The organism is Microbacterium sp. CPCC 204701 (assembly GCF_004010105.1).
Classification (GTDB): Bacteria; Actinomycetota; Actinomycetes; order Actinomycetales; family Microbacteriaceae; genus Microbacterium.
In genome coordinates this window covers 1-24886 of sequence record NZ_RRYE01000014.1, presented here as the reverse complement: position 1 = coordinate 24886, position 24886 = coordinate 1, and the positions used below count along the sequence as shown (strand labels likewise).

Here is a 24886-nt window from a genome sequence, read left to right as displayed (position 1 = left end):
AGTTCGCCGCTCATCGTGCGCCCGCCGGAGCGAAGGCCGCCGCGTAGGCGTCGGCCTCGCGGAGGGCGGCGCGATCACGAGCGTGCGCCGCATCCGTCCGCGCGGTCTCGGCGACGCAGACGAGTCCGGCGACCTGGCCCGCCCATGCGTCGGCCTTGTCGTGGAACGCGGTCGCGGCGGCGGACTGCCAGTCCGTCGCCGCGGACAGGGTCCGCGCGGCGGTCGCGGCATCCGTCAATCGCTCGATGATCGCCGTCAGGTCGCGTACAACGAGGGCCAGCTGGTGCGAGGCGGGGGCGTTCACGCGTCCATGCTGTCGCCCACCGGGACGGGCCCGGCTCCGCACCGGGCGATCTGTGCACACCACACGACGGGCGGCGCTTGGGGAGGAGCCGACCGCTTGCCCACTCTCGCCCGAACCGTCCGCCGACTTCGCAGATTCGCGCGAACCTCGCACCCGGGGCCCGAGATGCTGCGGATCACGCGCAGAACTGCGAAGCCTGTGAGCCGGTGCCAGCCGGCTCAGCCGTACGGGCAACGGATGCCGCGGCCACCCCGCGCCGCAACGCCGAGGCGCCGCCCCGAAAGGAGCGGCGCCTCGTGCGGGTTCGCGTGCGATCAGGACAAGGAGGACAGACCCTTCTTGCCGACCACCACGACCGCGGTGTCGGTGGACGTGTTGCCTGCGGCATCCGTCGCCGTCCACGTGAACCTGTAGACCGCGCCGTTCACGGCCTTCACCTCGAACGTCCGGTCGCCGGTCTGCCGCCACTCGCTCTTCGACTTGCCCGTGACCGAGACGTCGGTGAGCTCCACCGTCACGTCGCCGCGGTCGTCCTCGGCGTCGACGTGGATCTCGATCGTGCGCCACTTGTTGTTGGGCGGGAACACGAACGACGGGTCGGGGGTCGCCTCGATCGTCGGCGGCGTCGTGTCGGGCGACGTCAGGGCGAGCCCCACGATGACCGGGTCGTGGTCGCTCGAGCGGTAGGCGTCGGGCGCATACAGCGCGTCCTGCGCGGGCTGCTTGAACGTCATGTCGTAGTCGATGAGGCTCGGCTCGTCGGCGTTGGCATTCCACGTCGCAGCGCCGGTCACCTCGTCGAGCACGTCGCCGCCGGCGAGCGCGTAGTCGAGGTAGCCGAGCTGCCCGTCGAAGATGTACGAGTAGGCATCCGTCCCGTGGAACTGCGCGAGCAGGTCGGTGTAACCGGCGCCGGTGAGCACCTGGATGGGGTCCTCCTGCGCGTACGCGTTGAGGTCGCCGATGATGAGCTCGCGCCCCGCGCCCTGACCCGTCGGGTCGGTGGCGAGCCAGTCCGCGAGCGCTGCCGCGGCCTGCGTGCGCACGACGTTGCAGTTGCCCTGGCCGTTCGGGTCCGTCGGGTCGCCGACGTCGTTGCAGTCGGAGCCCTTCGACTTCAGGTGGTTCACCACCACCGTGAACGTCGTGCCGTTCGCGTCGGCGAAGCTCTGCGTGAGGCCGGGACGGTTGAAGTCGTCGAGCCACCGCGCGTCCTTGGACTGGTTCATGAGCTGGTGCGCACCGGCCGGCGTCACCGAGGCGGGCTTGTAGATGAGCGCCGTCGTGATGACGTCGGTGCCGATGACACCGGTGTCGATGTAGTCGTACACCTCCGAGCCGAGGCGCTCGTTGAGCGCTGCTGCCAGGGCGGCGACGGCCGTGCCGTTGTTCTCGATCTCGATGAGGCCGAACACGTCGGCGTCGATCTCGGCGAGGGCTGTGACGATCTTGGTCTCCTGGCGCTCGAACTCGGCCGGGTCGTTCGCGCCCCGCGAGCCGAGCGTCGTGAAGTAGTTGAGCACGTTGAAGCTCGCGACCTTCAGGTCGCCGCCCACGTTCGGAACCTCGGTGCGGGGATTGCCCGGCGCGAAGTCGGCGCCCTCGGTCGGCTGCACGGCCCAGGTGTCGAAGCGGTAGTCGAGGACGCCCGTGGTGCCCGTGACGAGGTCGCCGCTGCGGAATGCGTTCTCGAGCGTGAACTCCGAGCCGTCGGGGTGGATCGCCGGGTCGGGGTTCTGGTTGCCCCGCCCGTCGTCGACGGTGATGCTCTCGGCGACGTTCTTCGCGGCGAGCGCGATCGCCTCGGGCGATCCGGCGTCGTAGAGCCCTGTCGGCTGGTACTGGCGGCCGACGGTCAGCGTGATCGTGCCGTAGCGGCCGTACTCGAACGTCTCGCCGATCGCGAGCTGCTGCGGCAGCGTCACGTACATGCCCTCCAGCGCCTCACGCTGATCGGGGCTCGCCGGGAGCGTCAGGGCGGTCGGGGCGGGAAGCGCCTGGCCGGTCGCGCAGACCTCGACATCGGTGGCCGAGACCTGCGTCATGCCGAAGAACTCGGTCGCCGTGCCGGCGACCGAGACCACGTCGCCGGTGGCCACCGCCGCGCCGCCGGGCGCGTACACGAAGATGCCGTCGGAGGTGGCGGAGTCGCCGTCGCCGGCGTCCTGCACGTAGTAGCCGTCGTAGCCGCCGGTCTGGAAGTCGCCGGCCACGACGCCCTCGATGAGGACCGCCTCGCCCGGCACGGGAGTGGCCGCGCCGGCGCCCTGCACCGAGCCGATCGCGTCCGGCTCGGCGTCGCAGTCCGCGACGACGGGATCGGTCGGATCGGTCGGGTCGAGCGCGCAGTCGGCGTCGTGCGCGCCGAGCCCCTCGAAGGTGTCGGTCGCGAAGCCGACCCATCCCGCGGCCGGGTCGAACGCGTCCGAGCCGTTCGTGTCGCCGACGCACGTGGCCGCGGTGCGGCGCAGCGTGTTGTCGGCTGTGGAGTTCAGACCGGCGCCCCACTCGCTGCCCGGGTCGAACCCGATCTGCCCGGCGACGTCGACGATGGCGCCGCCCTTGGCGAGGACGACGGCGTCGTCGCCGTTGAACACGCCCGAGGAAGTCGTCTGGTCGGCCTGCGCCAGCACGGCGGGCCCGGCCGAGGCGTGCGCGAACACGAACACGTCGTCGGGTGCGATCGTGCCGGCGAGCGGCACCGTGAGACCCGCAGACGCCGACCCGTTGAAGTGCACCTGTAGCGAGTAGCCGGTCGTGCCGAGGTCGACGGCGGCGGTGCTGGGATTGTAGATCTCGATCGCCTTGTTGTTCGACGTTCCTTCGATGTACTCACTGATGAGCAGATCACCGGATGCCGCGGCCGCCGGCGCGGCGAACGCCACGACTCCGGCGGCGGCGAGCGCCGCTGCGGTGAGGGCCGCGGTGATGCGGCGGGTGGGACGGGGCACGGATCCTCCTGGGGGGACGAGCGGATGCACGACGGAGGAGGGCACGCATGACCCTCCTCGGTCCTCACAACGTAGGGGAGCGGCATCCGTCGCGGAAGACCTCGAGGAAGAGAGAACCTTAACGTCCGGTGTCGGGATGCGGTCGCCGGCGCACTTGGGCGCTCGCGAGCGCCGGGCCAGAATGGAGCGCATGACCGCGAGCGCCGTGGAGCCCTTCCGCGTCGTCTTCGTCTGCACCGGGAACATCTGCCGGTCGCCGATGGCAGATGTCGTGTTCCGGGAGTTCGCGGATGCCTCCGGCCTGGGCGCCCGCGTCGCCTCGACGAGCGCCGGCACGGGCGACTGGCACGTGGGCGAGCAGGCCGATCAGCGTACGGTCGAAGCGCTCGCGCGCGCCGGGTACGACGGCACCCACCACCGCGCGCGGCAGTTCACCCACGCCGACTTCGCGCACGGCGACCTCGTCGTCGCGCTCGACCGCAGCCACGAGCGTATCCTGCGGGGCTGGGCGCGCAGCGAGGCCGACGCCGACAAGATCGCGCTGCTGCTGTCGTTCGATCCGTCCGCCCGCACACTCGACGTGCCCGACCCGTACTACGCGGGGGCCCGGATGTTCGACGAGGTGCTCGGTATGATCGAGAGCGCGAGCCGGGCGCTCTTCCGGCAACTCGAACCCGCGATCCGACCGGTGCCGTAGCGCCGATCGGCCGGCCGCTTTCGAAGCCCGACGGGAGCCACCGTGACCTCTCTGCCCCCTCAGCCCCTGAGTCCGCTCGACGGTCGTTACCGCGCCGCGGTGGGCGAGCTCGGCGAGTACCTCTCGGAGGCGGGCCTGAACCGCGCCCGTGTCGAGGTCGAGGTGGAGTGGCTCATCGCGCTCGCCGACCGCTCGCTGTTCGGCACGTCGCCGCTGGCCGACGCCGACAAGGAGCGCCTGCGCGCGCTGTACGTCGAGTTCGGACAGGACGAGATCGACTGGCTCGCCGAGAAGGAGTCGGTCACCCGTCACGACGTCAAGGCCGTGGAGTACCTGGTGCGCGACCGGCTGTCGTCGCTCAGGCTCGACGGCATCGCCGAGCTCACGCACTTCGCGTGCACCAGCGAGGACATCAACTCCACGTCGTACGCGCTCACCGTGCGCCGCGCCGTCGAGCGCGTGTGGCTGCCGAAGCTCCGCGCCGTGATCGTGACGCTCGGCGACCTGGCGGTGACGCACCGCGACGCCGCGATGCTGTCGCGCACGCACGGTCAGCCTGCGACGCCGTCGACGATGGGCAAGGAGCTCGCGGTCTTCGCATGGCGGCTCGCCCGCGTCGCCGACCAGATCGAGGGCGGGGAGTACCTGGCGAAGTTCTCGGGCGCCACCGGCACCTGGTCGGCGCACCTGTCGGCCGCGCCCGACGTGGACTGGCCCGCGGTCTCGCGCGAGTTCGTCGAGGGACTCGGCCTGGACTTCAACATCCTCACCACCCAGATCGAGTCGCACGACTGGCAGGTCGAGCTGTACGACCGCGTGCGCCATGCCGGGGGCATCCTGCACAATCTCGCGACGGATGTCTGGACCTATATCTCGATCGGCTACTTCACGCAGATCCCGGTCGCGGGCGCCACAGGCTCGTCGACCATGCCGCACAAGATCAATCCGATCCGGTTCGAGAACGCCGAGGCCAACCTCGAGATCGCCGGCGGCCTGCTCGGCACGCTGTCGCAGACGCTCGTCACGAGCCGCCTGCAGCGCGACCTCACCGACTCGACGACGCAGCGCAACATCGGCGTCGCACTCGGCCACTCGCTGCTCGCGCTCGACAACCTCCAGCGCGGTCTCGGCGAGATCGCCCTCGCCGAGGAGGTGCTCCTGGCCGACCTCGACGCGAACTGGGAGGTGCTCGCCGAGGCGATCCAGACTGTGGTGCGCGCCGAGATCGCGGCGGGCCGCTCGCAGATCAGCGACCCGTACGCGCTCCTGAAGGACCTCACCCGCGGCCGCCGCGTCGGCGCCGCCGAGCTCGCCGAGTTCGTGCGCGGCCTCGACATCGGCGACGACGCGAAGCAGCGCCTGCTCGCGCTCACACCCGCGACGTACGACGGCCTGGCGTCGCAGCTCGTCGACGAGCTGTAGGCGTCGGGCCTCAGTCCTTCGGGTCACCGGATGCCGCGGCATCCGGTCGCTCGTCATCCTCACCGGGGAGCAGCACCGGGCGGTCGACCTGCTTCGTCACCTGCGCGGGATCGACGGCCAGCAGCAGCAGCGACACGATCAGGAGCACCGCGATGAAGCTCACGCCCGCGATGATGAGCGCGAGCACGATCGCCGCCTGAGCCTCCTCGGCGGTGCGCTGCTGGAAGAATCCCATCGACACGAGCGTCACGATGCCGGCGAACGCGGCGGCGCCGAACGCGAGGCCCAGCAGCTGCAGGGGCTTCATGAGGTCGCGGCGGGTGGGACGGTCGTCACTCACGCGGTGTCCTTCTGGTCGGCCGCGTCGGTGGACGCGGGTGATTCGGTCGCCTGCGAGGCGCCCGCGCGGGGCGAGAATCCCGCGATGCCGAGGTACACGGCGACGATGGCGGCGTAGCCGCCGAGGAGGCCGACGCCGATCGTGATCCCGGTAAGGGTGAACGTCTGCCGCGCCTCTTCGATCGTGTAGTCGAGCGCGTACGCGGGCTGTACGAACAGCAGCGCGACGCCGAGGAGGAGCGTGATCGCGCCGGCGACGACGGCGTCACGGCTCTCGGAGCGCGGGCCGACGGGCACCGGGGGCCGTGCGTCGGCGACGCCCGGCGCGATCTCACGCCGTTCGGTGCGGCCGCGAAGTCCGAGCGAGCCGACGATGAGCTCCAGCGCTCCGCTGATGAGCGCCCACGCGATGACGACGGCGAAGAAGCCGGCGACCGTGCGCATCGGCCCGAGTCCGCCGATCATGCCGGCGAGAACCGTCAGGCCGCCGAGCGCGCCCGCCTGCCAGCGCCGGCCCGTCGGGTACACGAGCCACACCGACAGCAGCAGCACGAGGCCGGTCGCGATCGCGAAGCCGCTGAAGACGGCCATCCCGACCGCCGCGGAGTGGTCGGGTGAGAACGTGATCATGATCGCCGCGAGCGCCGCCAACGCGGCACGTGCGAGCTGCACGTGCCGCACGTCGAACGTGCGGGATTCGGCTGAGGTCACGGCTTTTCCTGCGGAGCGGAGTCGTTCCCAGGATGGGGAACGACTCCCTCCATCCTACGTGCGCCGCCCGTCGCGGCTGGGCCCATGTGCCCCGAGGCGCCGGGCGACCCGCGTGGGGCCCCGCCGGCGGGGGCTCCCCTCGACGCACCCCGCGGCGAGTGGAACGGCGACGTGGACGGCGCCCGAGGGGGACCGCCGGTCAAGCGGTCGCCGAATCAGGTGATCTCGCCGGCGCAGGACGAATCGCGCGGATTCCTCCTGCCTCGGTGAGATCACCTGATTTCGTGACGGGGCGGGCGGTGACGACGGATGCCTCAGGCCAGGGTGTCGAGGATCCCGGTGAGCAGCTCGAACGTGGTGAGGGGCGACACGATCGCGAAGCGCAGCACCGGCTCGCCGGCGTGCGAGCTCGGAACGACGAACGCATGCTGCTCGTCGAGCAGGCGGTCGGACCACGCCGCGTAGTCGGCCGCCGACCATCCCTCGCGGCGGAACACCACGACGGAGAGCTGAGGGTCGCGCACGAGCGAGAGGCCGTCGCGCGACTCGATCTCGTCGGCGATGCGGCGAGCGAGGTCGATGCCGTACGCGATGGTCGCGCGGTACTGCTCGGTGCCGTGGGTCGCGAGCGAGAACCACAGCGGCAGTCCGCGCGCTCGGCGGGTGAGCTGCACCGCGAGGTCCGACGGGTTCCAGTCCGGCTTGTCGGTGAGGGTGTCGAGGTACTCGGCCTTCTGGGTGTGCGCCGACAGTGCCAGCGCGGGCTCGCGGTAGATGAGCGCGCACGCGTCGAACGGCGCGAACAGCCACTTGTGCGGGTCGACGATCGCCGAGTCGGCGAGCTCGACGCCCGCGAATGCGGGCCGCGCGCTCTCGACGAGCATCGCGGCCAGGCCGTAGGCGCCGTCGACGTGGAACCAGACCTCGCGCGCGTTGGCCTCGACTCCCACGCTTGCGATGTCGTCGACGATGCCGAAGTTCGTCGTGCCGGCCGTCGCGACCACGGCGAACACCGCATCGCCGAGATCATCGAGCACGCGCGCGACGGCATCACCGCGCAGCCGTCCGCCGGCGTCGACCGGTGCCGTCGCGACGTCGACGTCCATGACGGCCGCGGCAGACGCGATCGAGGAGTGCGCCTCGGCGCTGCACACCACGATCCACCGTGCCGGATCCGGTCGCCCGGCCTCGCGGCTGCGGCGGCGCGCCGCGTCGCGCGCGGTGACGAGGGCCGACAGGTTGCCGATCGTGCCGCCCTGGACGAACACGCCGCCCGAGCCCTCCGGCATCCCGAACTCCGCCGCCAGCCAGTGGAGCACCTCGTTCTCGGCGAAGACGGCGCCGGCGCCCTCCATCCACGAGCCTCCGTAGACGGCGGATGCCGACACCACGACATCGAACGCGAGCGCGGCCTTGCTCGGGGCCGAGGGGATGAACGACAGGTACCCCGGGTGGTCGGTCGACAGGCACGCCGGGGCGAGCACGTTCTCGAACAGCGCGATCGCGCGCCGGGCGCCGATGCCGCCGGCGGTGATCGAGCCGGAGGCGAGGCGTGCGAGGTCCCGCGGCGTCATCGGCTTGTCGAGCGGCACGTCCTGGTACAGCGCGCGACGCCGCGCATAGTCGAGCACGTCGTCGACCGTGCCACGCGTCTCGTCGGAGATCGCGTGCATCTGGGCGGGGGATGTCGCGGACATGTCTGCTCCTGCTCTCGGGCTGCTCATCACGGTAACGGGATCGCGCAGATATGGAGAAGCGCGCCGGCGACCGCATCCGTAGCGTTGTGACCATCGGCTGGAAGGCCCACGAGTGTGAAGGAGCAGACCATGGCAGGCAAGGCGACCCAGGACGGACTGTCCCAGGACGAGCGCGACGCCGTCAAGCAGCGCGCGAAGGAGCTGCGCGCGCAGGCGAAGGCGGGCAAGAGCCGCGAGGCGGGCACCAAGCAGGTGCTCGAGGCGATCGCGCAGCTCGAGGGCACTGACAAGGTACTGGCCGAGGGCCTGCACAAGGTCGTGAGCGAGACGGCACCCGACCTCGTGCCCAAGACGTTCTACGGCTTTCCGGCGTACGCGAACGAGGCGGGCAAGGTCGTGGTCTTCATCCAGCCCGCGTCGAAGTTCAAGACGCGCTTCGCGACCATCAACTTCGACGACCCCGCGACGCTCGACGACGGTGACATGTGGCCGATCGGCTTCGCGGTCATCGCGTGGAGCCCGGCGGTCGAGAAGCGCGTGACGGAGCTGGTGAAGGCCGCCGTCGACTGAGCCGCAGTCCCCGCGCAGCGAGCGGCGGCAGCGGTGCCGTCAGGCGTCGGCGGTCTGCGGGGCGCCGGCGAGGAACGGCACGGCGGCCTGCCGGAAGACCCGAGAGCCTGGCGTGTTGAAGTGATGGCGACCGGGGATCTCTTCGAACCTGCCGTTGGGGGCCTTCGCCGCCAGCGCGCGGGACCGCGGCAGGATCGCGTCGTCGGAGCCTGTCGCGAAGAGCACGGGCTGCACCGGCGGGCGCTGCGGATCCGGGTCGGCGTCTCCGAGCCGCATGCCCTCGGCGAGGGCGACGAGGGCGCGCAGATCGTTCCCGGGCACGCGCTCGGCTAGCGTCACGTAGTTTCGCGTCACCGGGTCGTCGGCGGGTATGCCTTCTTCGGCATACGCCCGGGCCTGGTCGATCTGCAGCCGTGCCAACGGGCGGCCATCAGGGATGCCGCCGAGCACGGCCCGCCGGACGCGCTCGGGGTGGTCGACGGCGAACTGCCAGCCGACGCGCGCGCCGAGCGAGTATCCGACATAGCTGACCTCGCTGACGAGGTACGTGTCGAGCACGACGACGAGGTCGGCGACGAACGAGTCCATAGAGTACGCCCGCGGATCGTGCGGCTTGTCGCTCGCACCGTGCCCGCGCTGGTCGACGCCGATGACGCGGTACCCGGCGCGCACGAGGTCGCGCACCCAGCCCGTCTCGACCCAGTTGTCACGGCAGCTCGATGCGAAGCCGTGCACGCACAGCACGGGTTCGGCATCCGGATCGCCCCACGCGTAAGTCGCGAGCTGGTAGCCCTCCTCCGACATGACGAAGCTCGGAGCGGGCATCTCGGTGCGAACGAGCGCGGAGGCGTCCATGCCGCCATTCTGCTCCCCCGGAGTCGGCCGCAGGCGCGGCGGGCTCCATGAGTCAGGTATCGCTCAGGGCGGCAGAGATTACGCCCCTCGCGTCCGGTTGGCAAGCGGCCTAGGTGAACCACGCGCACCGAATAGCTTCTCGGCATGAGCACCGACCACACCTCCGACGAACCGGCGGGTCGGCGCGCCGACCCGCCGACGGTCCGCTACGACGCGGACGGTGATGCCGTCGCGGACGATCGCCACGTCGTCGCCGGCGAGCGCACGGTCGCGGACGACCGGCCCACGCTGCGCGAGGACGTCGTCCAACGCGAACATGAGAGGTTCGGCGGGTTCAAGTTCGGCTCGGCGTTCCTCGGCTGGCTGACGGCCATGGGGGCGCTGCTGCTCCTGACCGCGGTCGTCGCAGCCGTCGGCGCGGCGCTGGGCCTCACCGCCCCCGAGTCCATGGAGGACGCCGCCGAGGCGGCGAACGAGAACATGGGCGCCGCGACGATCATCGGCACGATAGCCGTCGCCGTCGTGCTGTTCCTCGCATACTTCGCCGGCGGCTACGTGGCCGGCCGGATGGCGCGGTTCAGCGGTGCCAAGCAGGGCCTCGCGGTCTGGCTGTGGGCCGTCGTGTTCGCGGTGATCGTCGCGATCCTCACGGCGGTCGCCGGAAGCCAGTGGGACATTCTGGGCAGCCTCGACGGCTTCCCGCGGATCCCCGTGACGCCCGAGACCGCCACGGCCACCGGCATCCTCACCGCTCTCGGTGCCGCGATCGTCACGCTCGCCGCCGCCGTCCTCGGCGGCATGGCGGGAATGCGCTACCACCGCCGGGTCGACCGCGTCGGTCTCGGCGAATGAGCCGCGACCGCCCTGAACCCCCGATGATCCAGTCGAGAACAAGGAGATGACCCCGATGGGCATGGACGACATGAAGCACAACATGGAAGACATGAAAGGCAAGGCGAAGGAGAAGATCGGCGACGCGACCGACAACGAGAGCCTTCAGGCCGAGGGCGTGGCAGACCAAGCCGGCGCCAAGATGAAGAAGGCCGGCGACGGCGTCAAGGACGCGTTCACCGACGACCGGTGACCTGCCGTCGCGATGCCCCGGGGTCATGCGATCCCGGGGCATCGCGGCGTCTGCGCACGGTCGCGTGAGCGAATTCTCACCAGCCGCTCGCCGCGCGTTCACCGAACCGCCCGTGATTGGTCGGACCATTGTCATCGTGTGGCAGAACTGCCCCGATTGCGTCGGGGCATGAGTCGAAATCGCACGTCGCGCGCGCTGATGCGCCTGCTCACGGTCACGACCGCCACCGCTGCTGCGGTCGCCCTTCTCCCCACGGCGGCAAGCGCCGCCCCTCCGACGAACCCGTCCGGGCCACGCTCGCAGTCGCCCTACGTGCAGACCCACGTGCCGACGCTCGTGGCGCGGGCGACGCTGTCGGCCGACCACCTCGAGCCGGGACCGCCGTCGGGAGCCCTCGCCAGCCCCGGGAACGGCCGCACCGGTCCGTGGGCGGGCCAGGTGATCCCCGGGTTCTCGGCCATGATCGACAACGGCGACGGCACGTTCTGGGCGCAGCCCGACAACGGGTTCGGCTCGAAGGGCAACTCGGCCGACTTCCTGCTGCGCAACTACCTGGTGCGTCCCGCCTGGCAGACGGCCGACGGCGGCGACGGTTCCATCCAGATCGAGAGCTTCATCTCTTACAACGACCGCGACCAGGTGCTCGACTTCCCGATCGTGAACGACGGCACAGACGAGCGGCTCCTCACCGGCGCCGACTTCGACATCGAGTCGGTCGTGCGCGCGAAGGACGGCACGTTCTGGGTCGGCGAGGAGTTCGGACCGTTCCTGCTTCACTTCGACGCCGAGGGCACGCTGCTCGAGAAGCCGTACGCCCTCGAGGGGGCCAAGTCGCCGCAGAACCCCTACCTCGCCGCGGGCGAAACCCCCCGCGTGCGGGCGAGCCGCGGGTTCGAGGCGATGGCCACGTCCACGAGCGGCCGCTATCTCTATCCGGTGGTCGAGGGCTCGTACGCCGACGACGCCGACCTGCGCCGCCGCGAGATCCTGGAGTTCGACACTCGCGCCGGCGAGTACACCGGTCGCACCTGGAGCTACCAGACCGACCAGGAGGCCAACGTCATCGGCGACGCCTTCACCGTGCGCAATGACGTGCTGCTGCTGATCGAGCGCGACGACTTCGAGGGCGAGCAGGCCGTCACCAAGCGCGTGTACGAGGTCGACCTGCGCCGCACCGACGCCGAGGGCTACGTCGTCAAGTCGCTCGTGCTCGATGCGCTGCGCATCGCCAACCCCGGCGGCATCGGCGCCGGCGACGGCTATGGCACCGGCGAGATCTTCTCGCTGCCGGTGCAGTCGTTCGAGACCGTGCTGCAGCTCAAGGACGGCAGCCTGCTCATCGGCAACGACAACAACTACCCCGGCAACGACGCCCGCATCCCGGGCACGCCGGACGACACCGAATTCGCCGTCATCGACCTCGACAAGACGAAGCTCGAGCCGTCGACGGTGAGCCTCATCGGTCACCGCGGCGCGAGCGGCTCGCGTCCCGAGCACACTCTCGCGGCGTACGAGACGGCGATCGTGCAGTGCGCCGATTACATCGAGCCCGACGTCGTCTCGACCAAGGACGGCGTGCTCGTCGCCCGTCACGAGAACGAGATCTCGGGCACCACGGATGTCGCGGCCCGGCCCGAGTTCGCGGCCCTCAAGACCACGAAGGTCATCGACGGCACGAGCATCACGGGCTGGTTCACCGAGGACTTCACCTTCGCCGAGCTCCGCACCCTCCGTGCCAAGGAGCGCCTGCCGCAGGTGCGCCCGGGGAACACCGCGTTCGACGGCCTCTACCTCATCCCGACGCTCGACGAGGTCATGGACCTCGCGCGCCACTCGGTGAGCTGCGACGGCCGCCCCGTCGGCGTTTACCCCGAGACGAAGCACCCCTCGTACTTCGACTCGATCGGCCTGTCGCTCGAGGAGCCGCTCGTCGCGGCGCTGCAGGCGAACGGGCTCGACCGCGCCGACGCGCCGGTGATCCTGCAGAGCTTCGAGACTGCGAACCTGCGCGACCTCGACGGCCTCACCGACGTGACGCTCGCTCAGCTCGTGAGCTCGTCGGGCCGCCCGTACGACTTCACGCTCGCGGGCGACCCGCGCACGTACCGCGACCTGGTGACCCCGGCAGGCCTCGCCGAGATCGCGACGTATGCCGACGGCGTCGGCCTCGAGAAGTCGGTCATGATCCCGCGCACGGCGGCCGGCACGCTCGGGACGCCGACGCCCGTGATCGCCGACGCCCACGCCGAGGGCCTCTCGGTGCACGGCTGGACTTTCCGGGCCGAGAACCAGTTCCTTCCGGCCGAGTACCGCTCGAGCGCCGACCCGGCCGCCCACGGCGACCTCGCCGGCGAGCTGCGCGTGTTCATCGACGCCGGCATGGACGGCGTCTTCAGCGACCACCCGGGCATCGCCGCGGTCACGATCGACACAATGACGCTCGCCGGCTGAGCCGGATCGCACCGAGCCCGCGCGAGGAGGGGGATGCCGCGGCACCCCCTCCTTCGTCGTTCCGGTCAGCGCACGCGGCGGCCGTGCGCGAGGTCGATGAGGCGCTCGAGCACGTCGCCGCCCGACCGCAGCCCGTTGTGCTCGTGCTCGCTGGTGATCCACGGCGTCACGCCGGGGAGGAGCCGGGCGGTCTCCAGAGAGAACTCGAACGGCACGTAGACGTCGTGGACGTAGACGGCGGCCGCGCCGCGGGCCCCGGATGCCGCGATGGCCGCCGCGTCGTACAGCCGCGGCCACTCGACCTCGGCGAGCGCCAACGTCACCTCGCGCCACGGCAGCAGGCCGGGCACGGTGTCGAGCCAGTCGCGGCGCGCGTGCTCGCCGGTGAGAAGCGTCGGATCCGCGCGGAAGTCCTCGGGCTCGACGCGATCGGCCGACCACCGCGTCGCGTTGCCGTCGGCATAGCTCGACTCATGGAAGACGTAGTACAGCGGATTGCGCGCGTCGAAGGGCATCGCCGCCGCGAAGTCGTGGCGGAACGCGTTGGTGTGCGGCTCGTGCTCGAGCAGCGTCCACAGCGTCTGCCACCCGTCGTTGCTGCCGAGGAGGGCCCCGAGCGAGCGCACGCGCGAGACAGAGACCACCTCTCCGTCGGGCAGCACCAGCCTGCCGTCGCCGGCGAGGTCGACCACGCGCCGGATCCTCTCGCGATGCCCGGGGAAGCGCCGGTAGTACCGCTCGGACTCGATGCGCATCTTGTCGTACGTCAGCGCGTACACCTCGTCGGGATGCCGCCCTACGGCGCTCAGGCCACCGGTGATGTAGACGTGCTCGAGGGACGCGGCATCCGTCGACAGATATGCCAGCGTGGTGAACCCGCCGAACGACTGCCCCAGCACGCTCCACGTGGCCGCGCCCAGGTGCTCGCGCATCGCCTCGCAGTCGCGGACGATCGCGTCGGCGCGCAGGTGGGTGATGTACTCCGCGAGCTCCTCGTCGCCGCGATCGAGGTCGGCGTCGCCGACCGGCGTCGAACGGCCCGTGCCGCGCTGGTCGAGCAGCACGACCCTGTGGTGCTCGAGCGCCGCGTCGAGCCACGACGGCGCGGCAGGCGAGTGGAACGGACGCGGTGCCTCGTGTCCGGGCCCGCCCTGGAGGAACACGAGGTACGGCAGGTTCTCGCCGCCCTCGCGCACCACCTCGGCGGCATGCACCTCGATCGTGCGCGAATCCGCTGGATCGTCCCACACCAGCGGGACGGTGAGCGTGTGGTCGTGAACAGTGAGATCCTGCATGCGGCGCGTCGTCACGGACATGCAGCGAGCCTACGGCGCGCGCCGACGGATGCCGAGCCTCCGGGCGCGAGAGAGCCCGCGGTGCCGGCTATCCCAGCCAGGAGGCCCGACCGAATCGCTCCCAGCGCTCGACGACGCGCGGGGCCGAGGCATCCGATGCCGGTCCGTAGACGGTGCGGCCCTGGATGAGCACTCGCTGAACGCGTGATTCCACCGTCAGCGGGTCGCCCGACCAGACCACGACGTCGCCGTCACGACCCACCTCGAGTGCGCCCACACGCTGGTCGAGACGAAGGATCTCGGCGGGATTCGTGGTGAGGGCGCGCAGCGCTGTCGCCGCCGGCAGGCCGTCGCGCACCGCGAGGATCGCCTGCAGGCGCAGCTGATCGATCGGGACCACGGGATGGTCCGTGGTGATCGCGACCTTCACACCGGCCGCGGCGAGAAGCGCGAGATTGCTGATCGCGCGGTCGCGCAGCTCGACCTTCGACCGGGAGGTGAGCATGGGGCCGAAGATGACCGGGATCCGCTTCTCGGCCAGCACGTCGGCGATCTTGTGTCCTTCGGTGCCGTGGTTGACCACGAGGGTGTAGCCGAATTCCTCGGCGATGCGGATCGCCGTCGCGATGTCATCGTGGCGGTGACAGTGCTGATCCCAGATCAGCTCTCCAGCGAGCACCGCGGCGAGCGTCTCCTTGCCCAAGTCGCGCTCGAACGCCTCACCCTTCTCAGCGGCAGCCGCACGCTTGTCGGCGTAGCCCTGTGCGGCGACGAACGCATCCCGCAGCACCGAGGCCACGCCCAGGCGTGTCGCCGGCGTCTGCTTCCTGTCTCCGTACACGCGCTTGGGATTCTCGCCGAGCGCCGACTTCACCGAGACATCCATCGCGAGAAGCTGCTCGTCGACGGTGCGTCCGCCCCAGGTCTTGATCGCGACGGTCCGCCCGCCGATCGGGTTGCCCGAACCGGGCTTGACGACCACGCTCGTCACGCCTCCCCGGAGGGCGTCGCGGAACCCCTCCTCATCGATGTCGATGCCGTCGAGCGCGCGGAAACGGGCGCCGTTCGCGTCGGTCATCTCGTTCGTGTCGTCGCCCGCCCAGCCTTCGCCCTCCTCGTGCACCCCCACATGCCCGTGAGCCTCGACGAAGCCGGGCACGACCCAGCTGCCCGATGCGTCGACCACCTCGGCGTCGCCGGGAACCGGAGTCTCGGCACCGCCCACGGCGGTGATGACACCGTCGGTCACGATGACGGTGCCGCCCTCGATGGGATCGGAGCTGACGGGGACGACGTAGCCGCCGGTGACGGCGAGGATGTGAGCCATGCTTCCAACCTATGACGCCGACGCGTCACCGGCGGGCGGGCCGGGCTCCTTCCGGCGTCCGGCGCGGGCCACGAGGAACAGCACCGAGCCGACCACGACGTAGCCGGCGGCGCCGAGCCAGACGAGACCTGTCTGCTGGGCCAGCAGCACGAGACTCGCGATGATCCCGAGCACCGGCACGACGCGCGGGACCGTGAAGTGCGGGTGCGCGACCCGGTCCTTCTTCAGCGCGAGCACGCTGACGTTCGCAGACAGGAACACCAGGAGCAGGAGCAGCACGGTCGTCTCGGCGAGCGTGGCGATGTCGCCGATGAGAGAGAGCGCCATCGTCACTCCTGCAACGACGAGGATCGACACCCACGGCGTCCGCCTCCGCGGCAGCACGCGGCCGAAGGCACGCGGAAGAAGATTCGTCTCGGCGAGTCCGTAGGCGACCCGGCTGGCCATGACCATGAAGAGGAGCGCGCCGTTCGCGATGGCGATGAGCGCGATGAGACTGAACAGCCACGTAGGAACGGCGAGCCCGCTCGCGGCGACGACCTCGAGCAGCGGTCCGGTCGACTCCGCGAGCACGCCGGGAGCCACGACGATGACCGCGCCGAGCGCGATGAGCAGATACACCACCGCCGCCACGCCGATCGCTCCGAAGAGCGCACGGGGGTACGACCTCGACGGGTTGCGGACCTCTTCGGCCATGTTGGCGGCTGCCTCGAAGCCGAGGAAAGAGAAGAAGGCGATGACGGATGCCGCGAACGCGCCCTGCAGCGGCGGCACCTCGGGAGCGAACTCGACCAGGCGGGACGCGTCACCTCCGCCGCCGCCGAAGACCACGGCGGCGACCACGATGACGACGACCAGCCCCGTCACCTCGATGACCGAGGCGACGAGATTGACTCCGAGCGACTCTCGCACACCGCGCAGGTTGATGAGCGTGAGGAGCGCGATGAAGACCAGAGCCGTCGGGATCGGCGGCAGGTCGACGAGCGCGCCGAGGTAGTCGCCCGCGAAGGCGTTGGCCAGCGCCGCCGCGGTCGTGATGCCCGCGGCCATCATGAGGAAGCCGACGAGGAACGACAGGTAGGGAACGCCGAACGCCCGCTCGACGTAGCGCGCGGCCCCACCGGCGTGGGGATACTTCGTGATGAGCTCGGCGTAGGTCCCGGCCGTGAGCAGCGCGACCACGAGGGCGATCAGAAGCGGCAGCCAGATCACTCCTCCCACGTCCGCCGACATCGTGCCGACCAGCGTGTAGATGCCCGCGCCGAGGGTGTCGCCGACGATGAATGCGAGGAGGAGCGGCGTGCCGATGGCGCGCTTGAGGCCGCCGCCCGATGGCGAAGATGTGTCGGTGCTCTGCGTGGCCTGCCCTGGCATGTGGTCATCACCTCGGTACCAGACTGGCGGGCGGCCGGGTCACGTACACGGGGATTGACGCGCGACGTGGTCAGCGGCTAGGCCTGCGCGCTGAGAGCTCTGCGGGTCAGGCCGGACTCGAGTGAGCACGGACCCGCTCCAGGGTGCGCAGCGCCGCGAGCGTGCGAGCGTGGTCGGGGGCGGCATCCGCTCCCGCCACCAGGTCGAGGAACCGCCGCACCTCGAACTCCATATTGAGTTCGGGTGCTCCGGTGTTCGCCGCCGCATCGCGGATCTCGTGCACACCGGCCGTTCCGTCCGCGCGGCGGAGAGTCAGCCTCGCGGGCGCAGCGATGTGGTCGATCTCGAGGGTGGCGCGCTCGCCCTGGATCTCGCTCGGCCGCGCCGAGGCGGCGATCTTCGAGTACGACACCTCGGCGACGAACCCGTCGTAGCGCAGCAGTGCGGCACCGGCCCCGTCGGCGCCGGATGCGATGGGGATCGTGCTGGCCGACACATCGGTCGGCTCTCCGAAGAGGTCGACGAGCGCACTGATCGCGTACACGCCGAGGTCGTTGAGGGCGCCGCCGCCGAGCGCCGGGTCGAAGATGTTCACGCGCTCGCCTGCGAGCACGCGGTCATAGCGCGCCGAGCGCTGGCAGTACGAGAACGACACCGCGCGCACGACGCCGAGCTCGGGCAGCAGTCGGCGCACCTCGTCGAACGCCGGGTCGTAAGCGCTGCGCATCGCTTCGAACACCACCGCACCGTGCGCTGCCGCTTCGTCGACGAGCTCGGCGAACTCACCCGCCGTGAGCGTCGCGGGCTTCTCGATGAAGGCATGGCGGCCGGCTCGCAGCACCCGCAGCGCCTGGGCGTGGTGCAGCGCGTTCGGAGACGCGATGTAGACCGCGTCGACCTCGCCCGACGAGAGCAGCGCGTGGAGGTCGGCGGATGCCTCGGCCACCCCGTTGTCGGCGGCGAACGCACGGGCCCGGTCGAGGTCGCGCGAGTACGCGACGGCGGGGACGATGCCGTCGACGCCACGGACGACCCCGAGGAAGGTGCGCACGATGGCGCTCGTGCCGATCGTGGCGAGTCGGATCATGGGAGTTTCCTCACGTGTGTGGGTCGTGCTCGTGGCCGTCCTCATCATCTTCCAGGAGCATCCCGACCGAGGTGGCGCATGCGTCGCCGCGCCATGCCTCGAGGCCTTCTCGCACGGCGAAGGCGGCGATGACGAGCCCGGCGATCGCATCGACCCACCACCACCCGAACGTGGCGTTGACCACCAGCCCGATGAGCACCGCTGCGGAGATGTACGAGCAGATGAGCGTCTGCTTCGAGTCGGCGACGGCTGTCGCCGACCCGAGCTCTCGCCCGGCTCGCCGTTCTGCGAGTGAGAGCAGCGGCATGACGACGACACTGAGCGCAGTGATCACGATCCCGACAGGAGAGTGCGCGACCTCGACGTGCCTGATCAGCGCGAACAGCGAAGTCGCGGTGACGTACGCGGCGAGCGCGAAGAAGGCCGTTGCGATGACGCGCAGCGTGCCCTTTTCCCAGCGAAGGAGTCGACATCCGCCTCGTCGCAGAAGAATCTCCGGAACGAGTGCAGAAGCGGCCGCCGGACGTCGGAGTCGATGTGCTCCCCGTCTGAAGCGAACCCCCGCCACAGTGTGTCGCCGACAGGGAGGCAGGCTGGTCGTCGTGAGGCGGGAGGTCTATCGAGTCGACGGTCATGGAAGGGGACGGATGTCTGGTTCGACGAACGATGCCCGTGCCGCGGTGCTGCGCAGCAGATCGCGCGTGTAGTACTCAAGGAGCAGGTCGCGCCGCAGCAGCTCTGAGTGCTCCGTGAGGAACTCGTCGAAGCCTGTGCGGGGGTCCGAGGTCTGCACGAGCGCCCCCACGATCTTCGTCCACGCGGCGGTGATCGTTGCGTGATACTTCTCCGGGGCTCCTGCAGACTCTGCCATCTGGCGGATGCCGTCCGACATGAATTGGAGCGCTTCCTCCGTGCCATGTGATCGCGTCCGCAGGAACACCACTCGGATGTGATCGGAGTGAGGGAACTCCCGCAGGGTTCCGCTGGCGAAGCTCTCGAGCAATTGGACATCGTCCACAGCGCACCTCCATTACTACGAGATCGTAGTACGAGATCGTAGTAGATGGAAGAGCCTGACCTGGGCCGCAGAGTGGGATCAGTCGATTGACTCGATGTCAGACAGCGTTGAGACGAGCGACCTATAGCCATGCACTGCGCTCGTCCGCGAAGCGGCCGCAAGTGCGCTGTTGATCTCGTCGAACGTCGGGGATATCAGAGCCACAGCGTCCCTCCCCGCCTCGGAGAGCGCGATGACGCGAAATCGGCGGTCGCCTGGCTTGTGGCCGCGTGTGGCGTACCCCGCATCCACCAATCTGGACACGAGACTGGTCGCGGTGGATGCTCGTATGTGCAGGGTCGCCATGATCTCCGACATCGTCGCCGGCCCGCGATCGAGAACGCGCAACAGCACGGCCTCGCCGGCGCTGACTCCCGTGTCCAGTCGCGATTCGAGAAGCCGGGCAGCTCGGTGCCCGGTCACCATCATCGACGCGATGATGTCCTCATCGGAGTGATCCACACCGGATCATATCGCCTGGATCCTCACGAACCGAAGGCGGACCGAGGATCGTCACCTCACTGTAGGTTCCCGGGCGAGATGGCGGAGAAATGCGGACTCCACGGTAGTTGGCGGTGGTCTTGCGCTCAGGATTCCACGCGAAATGGCTTGTTCCTACATCCGCACCAGTCTCCACGCCGCGGATCATCTCGCGCGAGCTTCCTGCCGTCGGATCGCGGCGAGGTCTGATCTGCTGATGCGCCAAGAGCGAACTCGTGGGTGACGCTAAGGCGTCGCCACACCCCCGTTCGCGGGCGCTGAAGCAGCGGGGAAGCCGATCCCGGTTGTAGCTGATGTCGTGTAGCCGTGCGGTTGCGGCGTGCCGTCTTCATCCAGACTCACGAACACGATCTCAATCGCGAGGATCCGCGCGCGGGTGACCATGTTCCGTACCTCCGCGCGCATAGTCAGCGAGGTGCGGCCAAAGGCGGTGACCCGGATCCCCAGCTCCACAAGGTCACCCTGACGGGCTGAGGTCCTCCGGGCGCACCCACCTTCGGGACCTGAACGTCACATCGTCGGATTCTCCGGTCATCGCCTCACGCCGCGGGGACGAGGACGTCGCGTACGAGAGCGTCCAGCTGTGCGTCGGCGTCGAGGAATTGCCGCAGGGTGTTCCGAGACGCCCCGAAGTCGGCGAACTCTTCAGGGCTCATCCCCTGCGGCTCATACGCGCGGGTGAACTCGGAGAGCGAGAGCAGCTCGTGGAGGATCTCGGGGGCGACCGGCACCTGGATCCGGTCGGCGGCCTGGAGGTCGTTTTCGTTGATGCGCGCCTGCCAGTCGAACGGCGGGGAGATGACCAGGTCGCCGCCGAGGAGCTCGGACCAGTGCAGCGAGTTGCGGAACGCGGCGGAGAGGATGCGACTGCGGAAGCCGCGCTCGGTGAAGATCTGGTGTGCGCGCTTGAGCGCGGCTACACCTGCCCAGTCGAGTGTTCCCGGTGTCACGAGGATGCGGTTCTTCGCGGTCCACGTCTTCAGCCAGTCATCCAGACGGCCGCCCATGATCGTCACGACGTGGCCGAACTCCTGCTCGGCAAGACCTTCCGCAGCTCGACGGTCGAGGGCACGTTCAAGTGCTTCGCCGACCGCGACGGCCTGCGCGACGGTGAAGGACAGCGTCGCGTTGATGCTAACGCCGCGGTACGCGGCCTCCTCCAATGCCGCGATGCCGGTGGCGGTGGCGGGGATCTTCACGATGATGTTCGGTGCGAGCTGGGAGAACTCCTCCGCCTGGGCGACCAGCGCGTCCCGGTCTCGGTGCAGGCGCGGGTCGGTCTGGATCGAGAGGCGACCGTTGCGCTCTCCGGAGGCCTCGAATGCCGGCAGCAGCTGAGCGGCGGCCGCGATCGAGAGTTCGCGGACGGCCTGCCACCCCAGCTGCGATTCGCCCCACGTGGGGTGTTCGTCGGCCAGTTCACGAAGCCGCGGGCCCCAGACATCGGGACGGTTCTTGATGGCCGTGTAGGCAATCACTGGGTTGCAGGTCGCACCTACCGCGCCGAACGCAATGGACCTGCGCAGTTCGTCGGGGTCGGCGGAGTCGTTCCACAGTGCGGTGGGGAAGAGTGCGGCTGCGCGTGCCAGCGGCGCGTGGTCGATCGCGGTGGTCGTCATGATGCTCCTTCAGCGTGATGATGCGGTGGGATCTGCCAGTGGCACGGCCAGCTCGCCGGTGAGGTACTGGGCACGGCCGAATCCAAACGACCAGTCCTCCGGGCCGTTCTCGACGTAGCTGATGAACACGTCGGCGCCGGCGACGCCGACCTGCTCGAGGCGGGAGGCAATCTCGGCGTAGAGGCGCTGCTTGGCGCCGATACTGCGGCCGTGCTGCGTGAAGATCTGGATTATCACCGGGTCTGTCCGGTCGAAGCCGAGTCCGGCGTCTTCCGCGACAATCGTCGCTGCTGGGCGAGAGGTAATCACCTGGAAGCGGTCGCGTTCCGGGATCTCGTAGACCCTCACGATGGCGTCGTGGATCGTACCGGCGATCCCTGTCGCGTTGGTGCGGTTGTCGCTGTGGTCGATACAGACGAGAGGAATGATCACTCCTGGAGCGCGGGTGTGGGCGGGCGGGGCGCGTCAGCCGGCCAGCTCGCGGATGGTGCTGAGCTGGTGGCGTGAGACGTCGTCGGCGTTTTCGTCTTCGGCGAACACGTTGGACACGATCAGCGCGTCGGCGGCGTCGAGCCACCCGGAGTCTCGCAAGATCGTGAACAGTTCGGTCCAGTCGACGTCGCCGTCGCCGATCCGCAGATGTTGGTGCACCCGGGCGGCGTTTCCGGGCGGGTTGGAGATGTAGCGCAGGCCGTGGGACCGGCGGTGGTCGAAGGTGTCCGCTGTGTAGACCGCCCCCAGCCTGGTGCCGAGCTGTGGGATCAGTGTGCGTGCCTGATCTCCGTAGTGGAACGTGTGGGACGCCACGTAGACGAAGCCGACCGCGGACGAGTTGAGACCCCGCAGGATCCGCCATGCCTCTAGGCCGTCCTCGACGAAGTCGTCGGGGTGCGGGTCGAAGTTCAACCGCAAGCCCTCCACCTCGATGAGAGGGAGCAACTCCTCCATCGATCGGTAGAACGCCGCCTCAGAGTCTTCGGCTCTCTCGGGACGCCCCGAGAACTCGGTGTTGATCACCGGCACCTCGAGCTCGACAGCGAGCTGGATGATCCGCTTGAAGTTGCGCACGGCGGCTTCCCGCTGCGGTTCATCCGGCCACGACAGGCGCTGCACGGGCAGTACGGCGGGGATGGTGATACCGGCGTCACGGACGCTCTTCTTGAGCTTCACGACAAGGTCGTCGTCTGCCTTCGGGTACCGGAAGAACGGCATGAAGTCTACGTGAGGCGTCAGCTGCAGATGCTCGAATCCGAGCCGCGCTGCCACCTCCGGGAATTGCAGCAGTTCATGGTCGTGGTGGTACGGCGTGGGGTCCAAGGCGATGCGGACCATGCTGGATTCCTCTCAGGATGCCGGCTGGAGACGCGGTGGGATGCGCTCGAGGCGTGGGTGATCAGTGGAAGCGTGCGAGGTGCGTGCAGCGGAAGATGTGCTCGCGGGTGCGCTGCGCGATCGGCAACGGGCGGTCAACGTCGCAGCCGTACATGTCCTGCTCGACGATCGCGAAGATATCGGGGTCGATCGCGGCGACGGCGTCGATGATCGGCCCGAACTCGGGAACTCCGTGGGGAGGTTCGATCATGATGCCCTGCGGGACGGCATCCGCGAAGGACACGTCGTTCTTCAGCACGTCGAACAGCAGCGACGGGTCGACCTGCTTCAGGTGTAGGTAGCCGATGCGATCGGGGCTCTCCTGGATGAGCTTGACGCTGTCGCCGCCGTAGTAGGCGAAGTGGCCGGTGTCCAGGCACAGGTTCGTGTAGTGAGGGTCGGTGTTGTCGAGGAACCGCAGCACCTCGCGAGTGGTGCCGATGTGACTGTCGGCGTGCGAGTGGAATTGCTGGCGCACCCCGAACTCCTCGAGCAGCGCTTTGCCGAGCCGGTTGTGTCCGGCAGCGAGCTTCGCCCACTGCTCGTCTGTGAGAGTCCGTGGCTCGATGACAGCGCCGTGTTCGTCTCGCCACATGTCGGGGATCACGACCAGGTGCTCGGCGCCGAGCTTCGACGCGAGGCCCGCGACCGCGAGCGCCTGGTCCCATGCGCGCTGCCACTGGTCATCGCCCTTGTGAAACCCCGTGAAGACAGTGCCGGCTGACAGCTTGAGACCGCGCGTGCCGAGCTCGTCCTCCAGCTGATGCGGGTCGGTGGGCAGGTACCCGTAGGGGCCGAGCTCGATCCACGAGTAGCCTGCGGCGACGACTTCGTCGAGGAAGCGTTGCCAGGGCACCTGGTTCGGGTCGTCGGGGAACCAGACGCCCCACGAATCGGGGGCGGTGCCGATGCGCAGCCCGGCCGCTCGGTCGACGGTGACGTCCGCGTCGATAGGAAGTGAGTCTGTCATGGTTCTCCGTTCGTGCTCTCAGCCGAGCAGCGGCTTCTGGTTGGACTGCTGGGCGAGGTACTCGTCGCGCGCCCGCTGCGTGCTCACGAGGGTCGAGACCTCGGGCACCGGCACGTCCCACCAGCCGTCGCCGTCGGGCGCGTAGATGAGCGGGTCGCTGTTGATGTGGATGAAGGTGGATCGGTCGGATGCCTTCGCCTGCGCGACGGCGGCCTTGAGGTTGTCGATTGCCGAGGCGCCGGGCTTGATCTCGATGACGTCGAGGCCGTAGCTGCGGGCGTTCATGGCGAGGTCGACGGGCAGGATCTTCTCGCCCTGGAAGTTGCGGGCCTCGCCGTCGTACTCGCGGTACCAGGTGCCGAAGCGCTCGGAGCCGACGGTCTCGGACAGGTGGCCGATCGACGCGTAGCCGTGGTTCTGGATGAGCACGACGATGATCTTGATGCCCTCGGCGACCGCCGTGACGAGCTCGGTGTTGAGCATGAGGTACGAGCCGTCGCCGACCATGACGATGACGTCACGGTCGTCGCCATCGGCGAGAAGGCCCCGCTTGGCTCCGAGGCCGCCGGCGATCTCATACCCCATGCACGAGAACGCGTACTCGACGTGGTACCCGAGCGAGTCGCGCACCCGCCACAGCTTGTGCAGGTCACCCGGAAGCGACCCGGCGGCCTGCACGATGACGTCCTCCGGGGCGCTGGCGGACTGCACGGCGCCGATGATCTCGGGCTGGCCGGGCAGCGCGAGACCCGAGGGTGCGAACGCGGCGTCGACCGCGGCATCCCATCCCGCCTTCTCTTGCGCGATGCGCTCGGAGTAGTCGCGGCCGATCTCGAAGCCCTCCAGCTCGATCGACAGCTCGGTCAGCGCCTCGCGCGCGTCGGCGATCACCGGCAGCTGCGAGCCGTGCTTGTACGCGTCGAACGAGGCGATGTTGATGTTGACGAAGGTGACGTCGGGGTTCTGGAACGCGGTGCGCGACGCGGTGGTGAAGTCGCTGTAGCGGGTGCCGATCCCGATGATGACGTCGGCCTCGGCCGCGAGGTGGTTCGCGGCGAGCGTGCCGGTCGCGCCGACGCCGCCGAGGTACTGCGGGTGGTCCCAGTCCAGCACGCCGCCGCCGGCCTGCGACGTGCCGACCGGGATGCCGGTGGCCTCGACGAGCGCGCGCAGCTGGTCCTCGGCGCCGGAGTAGATGACCCCG

24 protein-coding genes and 1 pseudogene are annotated in these 24886 nt (G+C 69.5%); 6 read left to right on the top strand and 19 right to left on the bottom strand.

Features of this window, described 5'->3' with window-relative positions; translation table 11 throughout:
• Positions 1-10 precede the first annotated feature (10 nt).
• Positions 11-304 carry a hypothetical protein gene (locus tag EIO58_RS02650; protein ID WP_127818148.1) on the bottom strand — a complete coding sequence of 98 codons (294 nt, stop codon included), beginning with the start codon at positions 302-304 and terminating at the stop codon, positions 11-13.
• A gap of 314 nt (positions 305-618) precedes the next feature.
• Positions 619-3255, bottom strand: a complete 2637-nt coding sequence (locus EIO58_RS02645; protein WP_240658533.1) for an ExeM/NucH family extracellular endonuclease — start codon at positions 3253-3255, stop codon at positions 619-621.
• A 190-nt stretch (positions 3256-3445) separates the two neighbouring features.
• Here EIO58_RS02645 and EIO58_RS02640 point away from each other — a divergent pair, with 190 nt between their 5' ends.
• A complete protein-coding gene (locus EIO58_RS02640; RefSeq protein ID WP_127818146.1) occupies positions 3446-3952 on the top strand; it encodes a low molecular weight protein-tyrosine-phosphatase in 507 nt (168 codons plus the stop codon).
• Positions 3953-3994: 42 nt separating this feature from the next.
• Positions 3995-5374, top strand: a complete 1380-nt coding sequence (gene purB, locus EIO58_RS02635) for an adenylosuccinate lyase (protein ID WP_127818145.1) — start codon at positions 3995-3997, stop codon at positions 5372-5374.
• Between the two features lie 10 nt (positions 5375-5384).
• Here purB and EIO58_RS02630 read toward each other — a convergent pair whose 3' ends face one another.
• From EIO58_RS02630 to EIO58_RS02620, 3 genes are all read right to left on the bottom strand, one after another.
• A complete protein-coding gene (locus tag EIO58_RS02630) occupies positions 5385-5714 on the bottom strand; it encodes an amino acid transporter (RefSeq protein WP_127818144.1) in 330 nt (109 codons plus the stop codon).
• Entirely contained in the window at positions 5711-6424 is a 714-nt protein-coding gene (locus EIO58_RS02625) for an acyl-CoA synthetase (RefSeq protein WP_127818143.1), read from the bottom strand. The genes EIO58_RS02630 and EIO58_RS02625 overlap by 4 nt, the downstream gene beginning before the upstream one ends.
• 314 nt (positions 6425-6738) lie before the next feature.
• Positions 6739-8121: a pyridoxal phosphate-dependent decarboxylase family protein gene (locus tag EIO58_RS02620; protein WP_127818142.1), complete on the bottom strand. Its 1383-nt coding sequence runs from the start codon at positions 8119-8121 to the stop codon at positions 6739-6741.
• Between the two features lie 129 nt (positions 8122-8250).
• Between EIO58_RS02620 and EIO58_RS02615 the strand changes: the two genes are divergently transcribed.
• Positions 8251-8691: a hypothetical protein gene (locus EIO58_RS02615; RefSeq protein WP_127818141.1), complete on the top strand. Its 441-nt coding sequence runs from the start codon at positions 8251-8253 to the stop codon at positions 8689-8691.
• A gap of 39 nt (positions 8692-8730) precedes the next feature.
• Here the strand turns inward: EIO58_RS02615 and EIO58_RS02610 are convergent, their stop codons facing one another.
• Positions 8731-9546, bottom strand: a complete 816-nt coding sequence (locus tag EIO58_RS02610) for an alpha/beta fold hydrolase (protein WP_127818140.1) — start codon at positions 9544-9546, stop codon at positions 8731-8733.
• A gap of 144 nt (positions 9547-9690) precedes the next feature.
• Between EIO58_RS02610 and EIO58_RS02605 the strand changes: the two genes are divergently transcribed.
• From EIO58_RS02605 to EIO58_RS02595, 3 genes are all read left to right on the top strand, one after another.
• The gene (locus EIO58_RS02605) at positions 9691-10398 is read left to right on the top strand and encodes a YrzE family protein (RefSeq protein ID WP_127818139.1); all 708 of its coding nucleotides are present in this window, start codon (positions 9691-9693) and stop codon (positions 10396-10398) included.
• A gap of 55 nt (positions 10399-10453) precedes the next feature.
• Entirely contained in the window at positions 10454-10630 is a 177-nt protein-coding gene (locus tag EIO58_RS02600) for a CsbD family protein (protein WP_127818138.1), read from the top strand.
• Between the two features lie 168 nt (positions 10631-10798).
• Positions 10799-13081 carry an esterase-like activity of phytase family protein gene (locus tag EIO58_RS02595; RefSeq protein ID WP_127818137.1) on the top strand — a complete coding sequence of 761 codons (2283 nt, stop codon included), beginning with the start codon at positions 10799-10801 and terminating at the stop codon, positions 13079-13081.
• A 65-nt stretch (positions 13082-13146) separates the two neighbouring features.
• On the opposite strand, the gene EIO58_RS02590 is transcribed toward EIO58_RS02595, so the two are convergent.
• From EIO58_RS02590 to EIO58_RS02530, 13 genes and pseudogenes are all read right to left on the bottom strand, one after another.
• Entirely contained in the window at positions 13147-14397 is a 1251-nt protein-coding gene (locus EIO58_RS02590) for an alpha/beta fold hydrolase (RefSeq protein ID WP_127818136.1), read from the bottom strand.
• A 67-nt stretch (positions 14398-14464) separates the two neighbouring features.
• Positions 14465-15703: an amidohydrolase gene (locus tag EIO58_RS02585; RefSeq protein ID WP_127818135.1), complete on the bottom strand. Its 1239-nt coding sequence runs from the start codon at positions 15701-15703 to the stop codon at positions 14465-14467.
• A 9-nt stretch (positions 15704-15712) separates the two neighbouring features.
• Positions 15713-17077 carry an APC family permease gene (locus EIO58_RS02580; protein ID WP_127818134.1) on the bottom strand — a complete coding sequence of 455 codons (1365 nt, stop codon included), beginning with the start codon at positions 17075-17077 and terminating at the stop codon, positions 15713-15715.
• 106 nt (positions 17078-17183) lie between these two features.
• On the bottom strand, positions 17184-18164 hold the full coding sequence (locus EIO58_RS02575) for a Gfo/Idh/MocA family protein (protein WP_127818133.1): 981 nt from the start codon (positions 18162-18164) through the stop codon (positions 17184-17186).
• 10 nt (positions 18165-18174) lie between these two features.
• Entirely contained in the window at positions 18175-18732 is a 558-nt protein-coding gene (locus EIO58_RS02570; protein ID WP_446723861.1) for a cation transporter, read from the bottom strand.
• 63 nt (positions 18733-18795) lie between these two features.
• Positions 18796-19182, bottom strand: coding sequence for a hypothetical protein (locus tag EIO58_RS02565; protein WP_127818131.1), 387 nt, complete (start codon positions 19180-19182; stop codon positions 18796-18798).
• Between the two features lie 78 nt (positions 19183-19260).
• Complete coding sequence (locus EIO58_RS02560) at positions 19261-19683, bottom strand: MarR family winged helix-turn-helix transcriptional regulator (RefSeq protein ID WP_127818130.1); 423 nt, start codon at positions 19681-19683, stop codon at positions 19261-19263.
• Between the two features lie 307 nt (positions 19684-19990).
• Positions 19991-20199: pseudogene (locus EIO58_RS02555) on the bottom strand (hotdog domain-containing protein); the annotation flags it as partial.
• A 62-nt stretch (positions 20200-20261) separates the two neighbouring features.
• Entirely contained in the window at positions 20262-21341 is a 1080-nt protein-coding gene (locus EIO58_RS02550; protein WP_127818129.1) for a transaldolase family protein, read from the bottom strand.
• A gap of 9 nt (positions 21342-21350) precedes the next feature.
• The gene (locus tag EIO58_RS02545) at positions 21351-21767 is read right to left on the bottom strand and encodes a tautomerase family protein (RefSeq protein ID WP_127818149.1); all 417 of its coding nucleotides are present in this window, start codon (positions 21765-21767) and stop codon (positions 21351-21353) included.
• Positions 21768-21806: 39 nt separating this feature from the next.
• The gene (locus EIO58_RS02540) at positions 21807-22673 is read right to left on the bottom strand and encodes a sugar phosphate isomerase/epimerase family protein (protein ID WP_127818128.1); all 867 of its coding nucleotides are present in this window, start codon (positions 22671-22673) and stop codon (positions 21807-21809) included.
• 61 nt (positions 22674-22734) lie between these two features.
• Positions 22735-23682 (bottom strand): sugar phosphate isomerase/epimerase family protein, encoded by a 948-nt coding sequence (locus EIO58_RS02535; RefSeq protein ID WP_127818127.1) that lies wholly within the window; start codon positions 23680-23682, stop codon positions 22735-22737.
• 18 nt (positions 23683-23700) lie between these two features.
• Positions 23701-24886 (bottom strand): thiamine pyrophosphate-dependent enzyme (locus EIO58_RS02530; RefSeq protein ID WP_240658532.1); only part of this gene is annotated, 1186 nt, incomplete at its 5' end.